Annotated in this window: 17 protein-coding genes; 14 read left to right on the top strand and 3 right to left on the bottom strand. The window is 68.8% G+C overall.

Features of this window, described 5'->3' with window-relative positions; all coding sequences use genetic code 11:
* Nucleotides 1-2,310 (top strand): 5-methyltetrahydropteroyltriglutamate--homocysteine S-methyltransferase, encoded by a 2,310-nt coding sequence (gene metE, locus AB0E56_RS18265; RefSeq protein ID WP_359801354.1) that lies wholly within the window; start codon nucleotides 1-3, stop codon nucleotides 2,308-2,310.
* A 66-nt stretch (nucleotides 2,311-2,376) separates the two neighbouring features.
* On the opposite strand, the gene lexA is transcribed toward metE, so the two are convergent.
* Nucleotides 2,377-3,063 carry a transcriptional repressor LexA gene (lexA, locus tag AB0E56_RS18260; protein ID WP_029262496.1) on the bottom strand — a complete coding sequence of 229 codons (687 nt, stop codon included), beginning with the start codon at nucleotides 3,061-3,063 and terminating at the stop codon, nucleotides 2,377-2,379.
* A gap of 287 nt (nucleotides 3,064-3,350) precedes the next feature.
* Between lexA and AB0E56_RS18255 the strand changes: the two genes are divergently transcribed.
* From AB0E56_RS18255 to AB0E56_RS18230, 6 genes are all read left to right on the top strand, one after another.
* A complete protein-coding gene (locus AB0E56_RS18255) occupies nucleotides 3,351-3,719 on the top strand; it encodes a LysM peptidoglycan-binding domain-containing protein (RefSeq protein WP_359801352.1) in 369 nt (122 codons plus the stop codon).
* Between the two features lie 54 nt (nucleotides 3,720-3,773).
* Nucleotides 3,774-4,868 (top strand): histidinol-phosphate transaminase, encoded by a 1,095-nt coding sequence (locus AB0E56_RS18250; protein WP_359801350.1) that lies wholly within the window; start codon nucleotides 3,774-3,776, stop codon nucleotides 4,866-4,868.
* Nucleotides 4,865-5,482, top strand: coding sequence for an imidazoleglycerol-phosphate dehydratase HisB (hisB, locus tag AB0E56_RS18245; RefSeq protein ID WP_359801348.1), 618 nt, complete (start codon nucleotides 4,865-4,867; stop codon nucleotides 5,480-5,482). Before AB0E56_RS18250 ends, hisB begins: the two co-directional genes overlap by 4 nt.
* Nucleotides 5,479-6,114 carry an imidazole glycerol phosphate synthase subunit HisH gene (gene hisH, locus AB0E56_RS18240; protein ID WP_359801345.1) on the top strand — a complete coding sequence of 212 codons (636 nt, stop codon included), beginning with the start codon at nucleotides 5,479-5,481 and terminating at the stop codon, nucleotides 6,112-6,114. Before hisB ends, hisH begins: the two co-directional genes overlap by 4 nt.
* Nucleotides 6,115-6,217: 103 nt before the next feature.
* Nucleotides 6,218-6,964 carry a bifunctional 1-(5-phosphoribosyl)-5-((5-phosphoribosylamino)methylideneamino)imidazole-4-carboxamide isomerase/phosphoribosylanthranilate isomerase PriA gene (priA, locus tag AB0E56_RS18235; protein ID WP_359801343.1) on the top strand — a complete coding sequence of 249 codons (747 nt, stop codon included), beginning with the start codon at nucleotides 6,218-6,220 and terminating at the stop codon, nucleotides 6,962-6,964.
* Nucleotides 6,948-7,745 (top strand): SseB family protein, encoded by a 798-nt coding sequence (locus tag AB0E56_RS18230; RefSeq protein ID WP_359801340.1) that lies wholly within the window; start codon nucleotides 6,948-6,950, stop codon nucleotides 7,743-7,745. The genes priA and AB0E56_RS18230 overlap by 17 nt, the downstream gene beginning before the upstream one ends.
* Before the next feature lie 34 nt (nucleotides 7,746-7,779).
* Here the strand turns inward: AB0E56_RS18230 and AB0E56_RS18225 are convergent, their stop codons facing one another.
* On the bottom strand, nucleotides 7,780-8,178 hold the full coding sequence (locus AB0E56_RS18225; protein ID WP_359801338.1) for a DUF1844 domain-containing protein: 399 nt from the start codon (nucleotides 8,176-8,178) through the stop codon (nucleotides 7,780-7,782).
* 223 nt (nucleotides 8,179-8,401) lie between these two features.
* Between AB0E56_RS18225 and infC the strand changes: the two genes are divergently transcribed.
* From infC to rplT, 3 genes are all read left to right on the top strand, one after another.
* Nucleotides 8,402-9,052: a translation initiation factor IF-3 gene (gene infC / locus AB0E56_RS18220; protein ID WP_359801335.1), complete on the top strand. Its 651-nt coding sequence runs from the start codon at nucleotides 8,402-8,404 to the stop codon at nucleotides 9,050-9,052.
* Between the two features lie 72 nt (nucleotides 9,053-9,124).
* A complete protein-coding gene (gene rpmI / locus AB0E56_RS18215; protein WP_017828564.1) occupies nucleotides 9,125-9,319 on the top strand; it encodes a 50S ribosomal protein L35 in 195 nt (64 codons plus the stop codon).
* A 32-nt stretch (nucleotides 9,320-9,351) separates the two neighbouring features.
* Nucleotides 9,352-9,738: a 50S ribosomal protein L20 gene (gene rplT / locus AB0E56_RS18210; protein WP_017202428.1), complete on the top strand. Its 387-nt coding sequence runs from the start codon at nucleotides 9,352-9,354 to the stop codon at nucleotides 9,736-9,738.
* Between the two features lie 8 nt (nucleotides 9,739-9,746).
* Here the strand turns inward: rplT and AB0E56_RS18205 are convergent, their stop codons facing one another.
* On the bottom strand, nucleotides 9,747-10,199 hold the full coding sequence (locus AB0E56_RS18205; RefSeq protein WP_359801331.1) for a DUF2809 domain-containing protein: 453 nt from the start codon (nucleotides 10,197-10,199) through the stop codon (nucleotides 9,747-9,749).
* A 57-nt stretch (nucleotides 10,200-10,256) separates the two neighbouring features.
* Between AB0E56_RS18205 and AB0E56_RS18200 the strand changes: the two genes are divergently transcribed.
* From AB0E56_RS18200 to AB0E56_RS18185, 4 genes are read left to right on the top strand one after another with little or no spacing between them, the layout of a single operon-like run.
* Nucleotides 10,257-11,069, top strand: coding sequence for an RNA methyltransferase (locus tag AB0E56_RS18200; RefSeq protein ID WP_359801329.1), 813 nt, complete (start codon nucleotides 10,257-10,259; stop codon nucleotides 11,067-11,069).
* Between the two features lie 36 nt (nucleotides 11,070-11,105).
* Nucleotides 11,106-11,777 carry a response regulator transcription factor gene (locus AB0E56_RS18195; RefSeq protein ID WP_359801326.1) on the top strand — a complete coding sequence of 224 codons (672 nt, stop codon included), beginning with the start codon at nucleotides 11,106-11,108 and terminating at the stop codon, nucleotides 11,775-11,777.
* A gap of 3 nt (nucleotides 11,778-11,780) precedes the next feature.
* A complete protein-coding gene (locus AB0E56_RS18190; protein WP_359801324.1) occupies nucleotides 11,781-13,157 on the top strand; it encodes a HAMP domain-containing sensor histidine kinase in 1,377 nt (458 codons plus the stop codon).
* On the top strand, nucleotides 13,154-14,116 hold the full coding sequence (locus AB0E56_RS18185) for a TAXI family TRAP transporter solute-binding subunit (RefSeq protein WP_359801322.1): 963 nt from the start codon (nucleotides 13,154-13,156) through the stop codon (nucleotides 14,114-14,116). Before AB0E56_RS18190 ends, AB0E56_RS18185 begins: the two co-directional genes overlap by 4 nt.
* Nucleotides 14,117-14,168: the final 52 nt, after the last annotated feature.

Below are 14,168 nucleotides of genomic sequence, written 5' to 3'. Positions count from 1 at the left end.
ATGACCGCATTCCCCGAGGGCACCATCCTCGGCTACCCCCGCATCGGCCGCCGCCGCGAGCTCAAGAAGGCCGTCGAGGCGTTCTGGGCGGGTCGCATCGACGAGCAGGAGTTGGAGCGCACCGCCTCCGAGTTGCGCGCTGCGACACGCGACCGTCTCGCTGCGCTCGGGCTCGGACGCGACGACTCGGCCATCCCGGAGTCGTTCTCGTACTACGATCAGGTCCTCGACGCCGCCGTGACCGTCGGCGCGATCCCTGCGCGCTTCGAGAGTCTGCGCGCCGCAGACGGCACCGTCGGTCTCGCCGCGTACTTCACGATCGCCCGTGGTGAGGGGGAGCGCGCGCCGCTCGAGATGACCAAGTGGTTCGACTCGAACTACCACTACCTGGTGCCCGAGATCGGTCCGGAGACGGTGTTCTCGCTCTCCAGCGACAGGCTGGTCAGGGAGGTCGCCGAGGGCGTCGCCTCCGGTTTCGTGACCCGTCCGGTGGTCGTCGGTCCGGTGACGCTGCTCGCGCTCGCGAAGGCGTCGGACGATGCCCCGGAGGGCTTCGACCCGCTCTCGCGCCTCGAGGATGTGCTCCCGGTGTATGTCGAGCTGCTCGCGAAGCTTCGGGCCGCAGGTGCGGAGTGGGTGCAGCTCGACGAGCCGGCGCTCGTGAGCGAGTCCCTCCCCGCGGGGGTCGCGCAGCTGTCGGAAGCGGCCGAGCGGGCTCTGGCCGTGCTCGGCGGTGCGAGCGATCGCCCGTCGATCCTGGTCGCCGCGCCGTACGCCGAGCTCGGAGCGGTGTTCCCCGTGCTGGCGGCGGCGCCGATCGAGGCCATCGCGGTCGACCTCGTGCGCGGGGGTGTTCCTGCCGCGGCAGCCGGGCTCGAGGGCAAGACCCTCGTCGGCGGTGTCGTCGACGGACACAACATCTGGCGCGGTGACCTCGCGAAGGCCTTCGGCGCGCTCGAAGACCTCCGTGCGCTCGGTGCGCCTGTCGCGGCCGCCACGTCGACCTCGCTGCTGCACGTGCCCCACGATGTCGCGGACGAGTCGCAGCTCGACGCTCGACTGGTCTCCTGGCTGGCGTTCGCGGACCAGAAGGTCGAGCAGGTCGGTGTGCTCGCCCGCGGTCTCGTGGCGGGACGGAGCGAGATCGCCGCGGAGCTCGACGCGGCATCCGCAGCACTCGCGGACCGTCTCGGCGCCCCCGGTGTGCGTGACGGAGCGGTGCGTCAGCGTGTGCTCGGCGATGCCGACTTCTCGCGGGTCTCCTACGAGGAGCGGGAGATCGCACAGGAAGCACTCGACCTTCCCGCCCTGCCGCTCACGACCATCGGCTCGTTCCCCCAGACCGGCGACATCCGTCGAGCGCGCGCCCGCTTCACACGCGGCGAGATCCCGGCAGAGGACTATGACGACTTCCTGCGCCGTGAGGTCGCCAGCGTGGTCTCGCTGCAGGAGGACCTCGGGCTCGACGTGCTGGTGCACGGCGAGCCGGAACGCAACGACATGGTCCAGTACTTCGCGGAGAACCTCGACGGCTTCGCGGTCACGGAGAACGGCTGGGTGCAGTCCTACGGCTCCCGTGCCACGCGTCCGTCGATCCTCTGGGGCGACGTGTCGCGACCCGCGCCGATCACGGTGGACTGGTCGAGCTACGCGCAGTCGTTGACGACGAAGCACATGAAGGGCATGCTCACGGGGCCCGTGACGATCCTCGCGTGGTCGTTCGTGCGCGACGACCAGCCACTCGGCGAGACCGCGAACCAGGTGGCTCTCGCCCTGCGTGACGAGATCACCGACCTCGAGAAGGCCGGTATCGCGATCATCCAGGTCGACGAACCCGCACTGCGCGAGCTCCTCCCGCTGAAGAAGGCCGACCAGCCCGCCTACCTCGACTGGTCGGTGGCGTCCTTCCGCCTCGCCACGGGCGGCGCAGCGGCCGGCACACAGGTGCACACGCACCTGTGCTACTCCGAGTTCGGCGTCGTGATCGATGCGATCCGCGCCCTGGATGCCGACGTGACCTCGATCGAGGCGGCCCGCAGCAGGATGGAGGTCGTCGCCGACATCGCGGAGGTCGGTTTCGACCACGGCATCGGGCCCGGCGTGTACGACATCCACTCGCCGCGCGTGCCCACGGTGGAGGAGGTCGAGTCGCTCCTGCGCCGGGCGGTGGAGGAGATCCCGACCCGTCAGCTCTGGGTGAACCCGGACTGCGGCCTGAAGACCCGTGGATACGACGAGACCACCGCGTCTCTGCGCAACATCGTCGAGGCGACCCGTCGTGTGCGTGAGGACGTGAACGTCACGGCCTGATTCCGCCTGTACCGCTCGAAGGCCCTCCCGGATCCCGGGAGGGCCTTCGTCGTGAAGCGTGAAGGGTCAGACGGCGCGGAGCACCGCCACGACCTTGCCCAGCACCACCGATTCGTCGCCGAGGATCGGTTCGAAGGAGGAGTTGCGGGGGAGGAGCCAGGTGTGGCCGTCGCGGCGGCGGAGCACCTTGACCGTGGCCTCGCCGTCGAGCATGGCGGCGACGATCTCGCCGTTCTCCGCATTGTTCTGCGAGCGGACGACCACCCAGTCGCCGTCGCAGATGGCGGCATCGATCATCGACTCGCCCGACACCTTGAGCATGAACAGGTCGCCTTTGCCGACGAGCTGCCGCGGGAGGGGGAAGATCTCCTCGACCTGCTGGTCCGCCGTGATCGGCACGCCGGCCGCGATCCGGCCCACCAGGGGGACGAGGGCGGCGTCTCCGACCGGCGTCGCCACGTCGGCCGGGTTCTCACCGCTCGCCCCGGGGAGATCGATCAGCACCTCCATGGCCCGCGTCTTGCCGGGGTCGCGGCGCAGGTAGCCGCTCAGCTCGAGCTGCCCCAGCTGGTGCGTCACGCTCGAGAGGGACTTGAGGCCGACGGCGTCTCCGATCTCGCGCATGCTCGGCGGGTAGCCGTGGTGCGCGATGGAGTTCTGGATGACCTCGAGGATCGCCATCTGCTTCGGGCTCAGGCTCTTGCGACGGCGCGTCCGCGGTGCCTCCGACTCGGGGGCCGAGTTCTCGCTCATGGTGCTCCTTAAGTGCGGTGATCCGACGTCGCTCTTCGAATGTCGGAGGCCCGTGGTGGGGTGTTCTTATCGAAACCGTATCCGAGAATCGGCGCGATCTGGTAGATCTGTTCGAGCGTGTCGCCCGAAAAGCGGAGGTGGTTTCGAAGAATACTTGACAGATGTTCGAACTCGAAGATATCTTCGGTACGTAGCTTCGCATTCACGGCTCCCGGCCGAGTCGGGAATGCGAACGCTACGCCAACTTCCCCGAGGCTCCGGCCGAGGGACAGGCTAAGGAGCACGACATGAGCAGCATCAGCTTCAGCACCGCAGCGATCATCCCGGCGCAGGCTCGTCCGGCCACGCGACTCCGACTGACCGCGCGTGGACGTGGCGTGCTGCTCGCTCTCGCCTCCCTCCCTCTGGCCGCCGGCATCGCGTTCGCGGCACTCAGCGGAGGCAGCGCCGCCGCCTCCGGTGCGGACACCGCCGTCGCGGCGGTCGAGACCGTGACGGTCATGCCGGGAGACACTCTCTGGTCGATCGCCACCGCCGTCGCTCCGAACTCCGACCCCCGTGACGTCATCGGCGAGATCAGCCGCATGAACCTGCTGCGCAGCGGTGGACTCCAGGTCGGGCAGGAGCTCGCGATCCCGGCGGAGTACGCGGACTGAGGCGGCGCGGGAGACGAGGCGACGTTTCGTCATCCGCCCGACCAGCCGCTTAACATGGGGAGGGTGACCCTCTCCCTCAATGATCTTCCTCTTCGTGATGATCTTCGCGGTCTGACGCCCTACGGTGCACCGCAGGCGCCCCTCCCGATCGCGTTGAACGTGAACGAGAACACGCATCCGATCCCGGATGCCGTCGCGAGCGACATCCTCGACGACATCGCGGTGGCGATCCACGAGGTCAACCGGTACCCCGACCGGGAGTTCACGGCACTTCGCGAGGCCTTCGCCGAGTATTTGGGGCACGGCCTCTCCGCCGACCAGATCTGGGCAGGGAACGGTTCGAACGAGGTGCTCCAGCACATCCTCCAGGCCTTCGGAGGGCCGGGGCGCACCGCGTTCGGCTTCGCACCCACCTACTCGATGTACCCGCTCATCACGCAGGGCACCGGTGCCCGTTGGATCGCAGGCACGCGGCAGCCCGACTACACGATCACCCCCGAGGAAGCCGCGGAGCAGGTGCGCGCCGCCGACCCCGACGTGATCATCCTGTGCACGCCCAACAACCCCACGGGCACTCCGCTCGGACTCGATGTGGTCGAGGCCGTGTACGAGGCCGCCCGGGGGATCGTGATCGTGGATGAGGCGTACCAGGAGTTCGCACCGCACGACGCGCCCTCGGCCTTGACGCTCCTCGAAGGGCGTCCTCGCCTCGCGGTCTCCCGCACGATGAGCAAGGCCTTCGCCTTCGCCGGCGCCCGTGTCGGATATCTGGCGGCCGATCCCACGTTCATCGATGCACTGCGCCTGGTGCGCCTGCCGTATCACCTGAGTGCGCTCACGCAGGCGGCCGCCGTCGCGGCACTGCGCAACGCCGACGTCATGCTCGGGATGGTCGAGGAGATCGTCGAGCAGCGCGACCGGATCACCGCGACTCTCGAAGCGCTCGGCTACACCCCGCACGAGTCGTGGTCGAACTTCGTCCTGTTCGGCGGGGTGGCGGATCCGCACTCGACGTGGCAGCAGCTGTACGACCGCGGTGTGCTGGTGCGCGATGTCGGGATCCCCGGACACCTCAGGGTGAGCGCGGGCACCGAGGCCGAGACCACGGCGTTCCTCGACGCTCTCGCCTCGATAGGATCGGCATCATGAGCACCCCCGGAACGACACCGCGCACCGCCAGCCGCGTCCGCAGCACGTCGGAGTCAACCGTCGAGCTCGAGCTGAACCTCGACGGCACGGGTGCGAGCCGCATCGACACCTCGGTGCCCTTCTTCGACCACATGCTCACGGCCTTCGCGAAGCACTCGCTCACCGACCTCACCGTGCGCGCTTCGGGCGACACCGACATCGACGCGCACCACACCGTGGAAGACGTCTCCATCGTGCTCGGACAGGCGATCCTCGAGGCTCTCGGCGACAAGTCGGGGATCTCCCGCTACGGTGACGCGCTCGTGCCGCTGGACGAGGCTCTCGCGCAGGCGGTCGTCGACATCTCCGGACGCCCGTACCTCGTTCACACGGGCGAGCCCGCGGGGTTCGAGCACCACCTGGTCGGGGGGCACTTCACGGGGTCGCTGGTGCGTCACTCGTTCGAGGCCATCACGTTCAACGCGGCGTTGACGGTGCACGTGCGCGTGCTGGGCGGACGCGACCCGCATCACATCGCCGAGGCGGAGTACAAGGCCTTCGCCCGGGCGTTCCGCCAGGCCAAGGCTCTGGATCCGCTGGTCGATGGCATACCCTCCACCAAGGGGGCACTGTGAGCAGGACGCCCCGGGTCGCGGTCTTCGACTACGAGTCGGGCAATGTCCACTCCGCGGTCAAGGCGCTGGCCGCGGCCGGAGCGGATGCGGTGCTGACGCGCGATCGCACGGCGGCGCTCGAGGCCGATGGACTCCTGGTTCCGGGCGTCGGTGCGTTCCAAGCCGTCCGCGATGCGCTGCATGCGCACGGCGGCGACGAGATCATCGACCGTCGGCTGGCCGGAGGCCGCCCGGTGATGGGCATCTGCGTCGGCATGCAGGTCCTCTTCGCGCACGGCGTCGAGCGAGGGCACGACACGGAGGGCTTGGGGGAGTGGCCGGGAGCCGTCACCGAGCTCAATGCGCCGGTGCTTCCCCACATGGGGTGGAACACGGTCGCGCCCGGAGCCGACAGCGTCCTGTTCCGCGGACTCGAGGAGGAGCGCTTCTACTTCGTGCACTCCTACGCGGCGCAGTCCTGGGAGCTCGACGTCATCCCCCCGTTCCCCGAGCCTGTCCTCACCTGGACGACGTACGGCGATCCGTTCCTCGCAGCCGTCGAGAACGGGCCGTTGTCGGCGACGCAGTTCCACCCGGAGAAGTCGGGTGAAGCGGGCATCCAACTGCTGCGCAACTGGGTCGGGAGTCTCTGACCCCGACCGTCGACGTCATCCGTTTTGTCAGCCGCCCGTCGGCCGACTACCCTCGGTTCTCGTGCCCGGTCCGGGCCGCAGACCTTCCCGATGCAAGGACCCCATGAACGACTTCGCGCAGTCCCCCTCGCTCACGCTCCTTCCCGCGGTCGATGTCGCCGGGGGCAAGGCCGTCCGCCTGACCCAGGGTGAGGCCGGCTCCGAGACGAGCTACGGCGACCCGCTCGACGCCGCAGGGGAGTGGGCAGCGCAGGGCGCGAAGTGGATCCACCTCGTCGACCTCGACGCGGCGTTCGGGCGCGGCAGCAATGCACCGATCCTGCGCAAGGTGATCAAGCAGTTCAAGGGCGTGAACATCGAGCTCTCCGGTGGCATCCGCGACGACGCGACGCTGGAAGCGGCACTAGAGAGCGGCGCCACCCGGATCAACCTGGGCACCGCAGCGCTGGAGAACCCCGAGTGGGCAGCCGACGTGATCGGCCGTTACGGCGAGGCGATCGCGGTCGGCCTCGATGTGCGGGGCACGACGCTCGCCGCACGCGGCTGGACCAAGGAGGGCGGCGACCTCTGGGAGGTGCTCGAGCGCCTGGAGGACGCCGGCTGCAGCCGCTACGTGGTCACCGACGTCACCAAGGACGGCACGCTCCGCGGACCCAACCTCGAGCTGCTGCGGGAGGTCACCGCGCGCACGCCGAAGCCGGTCGTCGCGTCCGGCGGCATCTCGAACCTCGACGACATCGCGGCCCTCCGCGATCTCGTCCCCCTCGGTGTGGAAGGTGCGATCGTCGGCAAGGCTCTCTACGCCGGCGCGTTCACCCTGGCTGAGGCACTGGATGTCGCCGGAGACTGACGGACACGCCTGCGGGCCGGAGTCGCACAACCACGGCGACTCGGCCGGAGTCCCCTGGGAGGGACGCAGCTTCGAGTCGAACCCGCACGCGGCGGACGACGGCTCCGCCGATCCCGCACTGCTCGCCGCGCTCCTGCGTTTCCGCGCGGGGGAAGGCAGCCAGGTCGAGGTCGTCGACGCCTTCCGCTCCGCGCGCGTGCTGATCCCGTTGATCGCCGAGAAGGGCGAAGAGGGCGTCGCACCGAACGGGCTCGCCGTCGACAAGACGCAGGAGCTGTCGATCGTGACGGTGGCCGCTCCGGATGGCCGCCGCGTGCAACCCGTCTTCTCGTCGGTCGACGCGATGCGGAAGTGGGATCCCGCCGCGCGGCCCATCCCGGTCGAGGCGCTGCGCGCCGCGCTGGCCGCCTCTGCGGAGGACACCGATCTCATCGTGCTCGACCCGACCTCCGACACGGAGTTCGTGATCCGGCGGCCCGCGGTGTGGGCGATCGCCCAGGAGCACCCGTGGGAGCCGAGCTTCCTCTCGACCGAGGTGTACACCGCGCTCCAGGAGAGCGTGGCGCACGAGTTGGCGGTGATCGACGTCGCCGTGGCTTCCGGTGACCCCGATGCGCGCCTGCGCGGGCCGGAGCTGATCGTGATCCTGGAACTCGTGGACGGCCTCGAGCGCGACGTGCTCGACGCGGTGATGTCTCGCTTGGCTCAGCGCTGGGCAGCCGACGACCGGGTCGCCGTGCTCGCGGACTCCCTCACGGTCAAGCTCCGCCGCAGCGCCTGACTGCAGCCTCTCCAGTCGACGCGCGACCGACGGATCACGTGACCGGGCCGGTCCACTTCTCGCCCGGGCCCTTGCCGATCGGGTCGGGGATCGAGGATGCTTCGCGAAACGCGAGCTGCAGCGACCGGAGCCCGTCTCGCAGCGACCGTGCGTGCATGTCGCTGATCTCCGGTGCGCCGGCGGTGATGAGGCCGGCCAGGGCGTTGATGAGCTTGCGGGCCTCATCGAGGTCGAGCTGTGCCGCGGCATCCGGATCGTCGGCGAGGCCGAGCTTGACGGCGGCCGCGCTCATGAGGTGCACGGCGGCGGTGGTGATCACCTCGACCGCGGGGACATCGGCGATGTCTCGGGTGGCCGACGATGCGGCCTCCTCCTGACGTGCCCAGCGCTCTTCGCGCTCGCGTGCAGCCTCGTCCGATGCCTGGTTCGTCACGTGCCTTGCTTTCTGTTAGACTTTGGCGGGCTTCGGGGCGTCACGCTCCGAATCGAAAGAGGATTCATTTCCCACCCGCGCTTGCCGTTCAAGGCTACCGGGTCTTGCACTCCACCGGTTCCGTCACTGCGACGAAACCGGCAGACAGGGTGTGGAGCCGGCGTCTGAATGCCGGTGGGTGGGGGACGATTCCGATTTCGCCCGTGATGCAGACAGCATCGCGGTGGCCGAGATCACATCGTCTAAGGAGCTCCGCATCAGCGATCCCCGTACCAATGAGCGCATCCGCGTCCCCGAGGTCCGCCTCGTCGGCCCCGCGGGTGAGCAGATCGGCGTCGTCCGCATCGAGGCTGCACTGCGCCTCGCGCAGGAAGCCGATCTCGACCTCGTCGAGGTCGCCCCCAACTCGAAGCCGCCCGTCGTCAAGATCATGGACTACGGCAAGTTCAAGTACGAGGCCGCCCAGAAGGAAAAGGAAGCGCGCCGCAACCAGGCGAACACGATCCTCAAGGAAGTCCGCTTCCGTCTGAAGATCGAGGCTCACGACTACACGACCAAGCTCAAGCGCGCCGAGGGCTTCCTCAAGGCCGGCGACAAGGTCAAGGCCATGATCCTGTTCCGCGGTCGCGAGCAGTCGCGACCCGAGCAGGGTGTGCGTCTGCTGCGCAAGTTCGCTGAGGACGTGGCCGAGTTCGGCACCGTCGAGTCGAACCCGACCATCGACGGTCGCAACATGGTCATGGTCGTCGCTCCGCTCAAGAGCAAGTCCGAGGCCAAGCAGGAGCAGAACGCCGTCCGCGACGCACAGCGCGCTGACAAGAAGCAGGCCGCGCGCGAGGCGAAGAGCGAGTCCGCAGCCACTCCCGCGGAGTAACTCCCGCCCCAGAACTCCCGCACCGCGGGTTGACACCGTCGCCTGAGAAGGCGCCATACGAAGGAAGAGAAGATGCCGAAGCAGAAGACCCACTCGGGTGCTAAGAAGCGCTTCAAGATCACCGGCAGCGGAAAGCTGAAGAAGCAGCAGGCCGGGATGCGCCACAACCTCGAGCACAAGTCGAGCCGTCGCACCCGTCGCCTCAACCAGGACCAGGTGCTCTCGAAGGCTGACACCAAGGTCGCGAAGAAGCTTCTCGGTCGCTGACGCGCCCGACGCACGAATAGGAACACAGGAAAATGGCAAGAGTCAAGCGGGCGGTAAACGCCCACAAGAAGCGTCGCGTCATCCTCGAGCGCGCCTCCGGTTACCGCGGCCAGCGTTCGCGCCTCTACCGGAAGGCCAAGGAGCAGGTCATCCACTCCCTGGTCTACTCGTACCGGGACCGTCGCAAGCGCAAGGGCGACTTCCGTCGTCTCTGGATCCAGCGCATCAATGCCGCTGCTCGCCAGAACGGCATGACCTACAACCGCTTCATCCAGGGCCTCGGCCTCGCGGGTGTCACGGTCGACCGTCGCATGCTCGCCGACCTCGCGGTCAACGACGCTGCCACGTTCACGACCCTGGTCGAGACGGCGAAGAAGGCTCTGCCCTCCGACGTCAACGCACCGAAGTCGGCTGCGTAAGCACCTCTTCACACAGGGCGCTCTCCTTCGGGAGGGCGCCCTGTGGCGTTTCTCGGCATGTCGCCGGCCTTCGCCCGGCTGATGGCGCCGTCGGCCAGAGCCGTCACCGCGACGGCCACGGCGTACACGACGATGTCGCGCGCATCGAAGCCGGAGCCGAGGATGAGCGCGCTCGGAGGGAAGACCGACGCCAGCTCGCGGGGGAGCCCCGTGAGCTGCAGCAGCTCGACGGCGGCGCACACGGCGAACGCGATGACCGCGACGGCAGCGGGATGAGCCCGTGGCGCGACGAGCGCGACCAGCAGGAAGATCAGCACCGCGTACAGCGCGTCTCCTGCCACGTCTCCCGGCACGCCGGTCACGGTGCAATGCACGATCAGTCCTGCGGTGACGGTGACGGCGGCGAGGATGAAGAGGACGATCCGCCGCCGAGTGATCGCCGTCACGGCATTCCCTCTCATGGGGGCATGCTATCTCGATGGTGCGGGAACCCATCGTCGGTTCCCTAGACTGTGATCGTGCTGGAGAACCCCCGCTCGCCCCGAGTCCGTGCCGTCGCGAAGCTGACCAAGCGCAGTGCGCGAACCGAGACCGGACTGTTCCTTCTGGAAGGCCCGCAGTCCGTCCGAGAGGCGCTCGTCTACCGTCCGGAGGCGATCGTCGAGCTGTTCGCGACGCCGAACGGCTGGGAGAAGCATCCCGACATCCGTGCGCGCGCTGCCGAGGCGGACGTCGACGTCGAGTTCGTGACCGAATACGTGCTCAATGCGATGGCCGACACGGTCACCCCGCAGGGTCTGGTGGCGGTGGTGCAGCAGACGCCGACCTCGGTGCGCGACATCTTCGATGCGTCGCCCCGATTGGTGGCGATCTGCGAGGAGGTGCGGGACCCAGGAAACCTCGGCACGATCATCAGGGCCGCAGATGCCGCGGGCGCGGATGCCGTGGTGCTGACCGGTCGCACCGTCGACCCCTACAACCCGAAGGTCGTGCGGGCGACGACAGGCTCGTTGTTCCACCTCCCGGTCTCGATCGGCGGAGATCTCTCCGAGGTCGTCGATCGCGCACACGCCGCGGGTCTGCGCATCCTCGCTGCCGACGTGAAGGGGGACGACCTGCTGAAGGCGCGAGCCGATGGGGTGCTGGCCGAACCCACGGGGTGGCTCTTCGGCAACGAGGCGCGCGGGCTCGAGGACGATGCTCTCGCGCTCGCCGACCAGGTGCTGCGTCTGCCCATCTTCGGCAAGGCCGAGTCCCTCAACCTGGCGACAGCTGCGAGCGTGTGCCTGTACGAGAGCGCCTTCGCTCAGCGGGCGCTGTCGCTCGACTGACGTTCCGGTCGACGAAGGAAGCGGGAAGCGGGGTCGATGAGGATTCTGATCGTCGAGGACGACGACCGGGTCGCCGGTGCGCTGGAGGCTTTCCTCGCGCGTTCCGGGTATGCCACGGTGCGGGCCGCCGACGGGGCAGCCGCGTTGGAGCTCCTCGGTGCGGACACCGAGGTCGTCCTCCTCGACCTGGGACTGCCCGACATCGACGGTGTCGACCTCTGCCGTCGGATCCGCGGCCGTTCCGAGGTGCCGATCGTGATCGTGACGGCACGCAACCAGGTCGCCGAGCGCATCAAGGGGCTGCGCGCCGGTGCCGACGACTTCGTGGTCAAGCCCTACGACGTGCATGAGCTGCTCGCCAGGATCGAGGCGGTGACGCGCCGGTCGCGGCCGATGCGTTCCGAGTCCGACGCGCGGGTGCGGCTTCTCGACGGCGCGCTCGAGATCGACCTCGTGTCGCGTCAGGTGCTGGCAGAGGGTGTGCCGGTCGACCTCACCCGCAAGGAGTTCGACATCGTCGCCGTCCTTGCGCGGTATCCCGGTGTGGCGGTTCCGAAGGAGCGCCTGATCCGCGAGGTGTGGAACACGGATTGGCGTGGATTCGGGCATTCGCTCGAGGTGCACGTCGGTGCGATCCGGAAGAAGACCGGCGCCCGCAGCGTCATCGAGACGGTCCGCGGCGTCGGCTACCGGCTCGCAGGATCCTGAGTCATGCGTCGTCGTCTGGTCATCGTGTTCCTCGTGCCGCTCGTGGCGATCCTGATCGCCCTCGGCGGAGCGGCCGGCTGGAGCGCGGCCGGGAGCGTGCGGCAGTCGTTCTACACGCAGCAGCTCGGAGACCTCGGTTACTTCGTCACGAGCGCGCGCCAGGCGCTGCGGTCGGGGAGCGCGACGGTGATCGACGCCGAGGTGACGCGGTTCCGAGAGGTGTACGACATCGACGTCACCGTGTTCGACCTCGGCGGTGGCGTGTGGGCCTCCGGCGATCAGGACGCCGCGGCGCTCACGGAGGAGGACGCGGAGCGCGTCAGGCTCGCTCTCTCGGGGCGTCGGGCGGAGCAGCCTGCGGCGGTGTACCCCTGGTCGGTCGCCGACGCCGCGCTCGCCGAACCGGTGTTCGACGACGGCGACGTGATCGGTGCGGTGATGGTCGCGGGCGATGTCGAGGCTCCCCGTGCCGCCATCCTGCAGCAGATCCTGGTGATCTCCGCGATCGCGCTCGTCCTGATCGCGCTCGGGGTGCTGCTGGTGTTCCGCCTCGCCCGCTGGGTGCTGTCGCCGGTCGGACGACTCGACGAGGCGATGGTGGCGATCGAGCGCGGCGAGATGGACGCGCGCGTCGCGGAGGACGCGGGTCCGCCCGAGCTGCGGCGGATGGCGCGGGTCTTCAACGGCATGGCCGACGAGATCGAGAGGGTGATGACGCGGCAGCAGGAGTTCGCGCTGAACGCCTCCCACGAGCTGCGCAATCCGCTCAACGCCCTGCTGCTGCGGGTCGAGCATCTGGCCACGGGACTGGGCACGGAATGGCGTGAGGATGTGGAGGAGACGAGGGAGGAAGGGCGACGGATGACGCGCATCCTCGAGACGCTCCTCGGACTCGCCAGAGGCGGCAGGGGTGATTCGCCGATGTCCGCGGTCGATCTGTCGACCCTGGCCGCTCGTCGCCGTGACGCGTGGCGGGATGTCGCCGGGAACCGGGGCATCGTCCTGATCGGATCGGGGGAGACATCGGTGATGAGCGTGACCGACAGGACGATCGTCGAGAGCGCCCTCGACGCGGTGATCGACAACGCCGTGAAGTTCTCCCCGGATGGCGGGCAGATCGAGATCGGCGCGCATCGGGAGGGCGGAGCCTGCCGCATCACGGTCCGCGATCACGGCCCAGGGCTCAGCGAAGAGCAGGCGGCGGCGGCGACCGGCCGGTTCTGGCGAAGCGCCGAGAACGAGGACACGCCAGGCACGGGGCTCGGACTCGCCATAGCGAGCGACCTGCTGGAGACGGTCGGCGGCGCACTGACGGTCGCGGCGGCCGCGGACGGTGGACTCGTCGTCGCGCTGCAGCTGCACGACAGGACCACCCCGTGAACGTCAGGGCGCGTCGGGTGATGGCCGGGGTCGCGACGCTCGCGCTGCTCGGGGCCTTGGCGGCGTGCACCCAACGAGCGAGCGAATGGACCGACGGGGAGTACGCGATCGCCAGCGGCGGGTCGACGGGCGTCTACTACGACTACGGAAGCCATCTCGCGTCCGAGCTCTCGAGTGAACTGGACATCCGGGTGACGGCCCTCGAAACGGCGGGTTCGGTGGACAACCTGCTGCGCGTGAGCTCGGGAGACGCGCTGGTCGGCTTCGCACAGGGCGACGCCGCCGCAGACGCCGTGGCAGGTGCCGGGGCGTTCGAGCATCCGCTGGAGGTGCAGGCCGTGGCCCGTCTGTACGACGAATACGTGCAGGTCGTGGTGCGCGGCGACTCGGAGATCGCGGACGTCGGTGATCTCGCCGGGCGCACGATCTCGCTCGGCGCCGAGAACTCCGGGGTGAACGTGATCGCGGCGCGCGTCCTCGATGCGGCCGGCGTCGACCTCGAGTCGGTCCGCAACCCGAGGTTCGACCTCGGAGAGTCGATCCGTGCGATGGAACGCGGGGACATCGACGGCTTCTTCTGGGTCGGGGGAATCCCCACCCCTGGCGTCTCGGAACTCGCCGAGGTGACGGCGGTGCGCCTGCTGCCGATCGAACAGGAATGGGTCGACCGCGTCAACGAGCGGTACTCCGATGCGTATCGCCCTGCCGATGTGCCGGCCGGCACCTACGGTCTGACCGAGGCTGCGACCACGATGGCGGTTCCGAACTATCTCGTCACCTCGTCCTCCACCCCCGACGGCGTGGTCCGTGACCTCCTGGCAGGGCTGTTCGACGCCCGGCTGCGGATGGCAGGTCAGGTCCCGGCGGCCGCCCTGCTCGACCGCCGGTCGGCGATCTTCACGGGCCCTGTCCCGCTGCATCCCGGAGCGATCGACTACTACCGAGACCATCGAGGCTGACGGCTCAAGAAATCCTCAAGAAGTCTGACACGACGGCCGCCTTCTGCCAGTG

It is taken from the genome of Microbacterium sp. NPDC028030 (assembly GCF_040637855.1).
GTDB lineage: Bacteria > Actinomycetota > Actinomycetes > Actinomycetales > Microbacteriaceae > Microbacterium.
The sequence above is the reverse complement of the archived record's forward strand: the minus strand, read 5'-3'. Positions and strand labels throughout refer to the sequence as shown.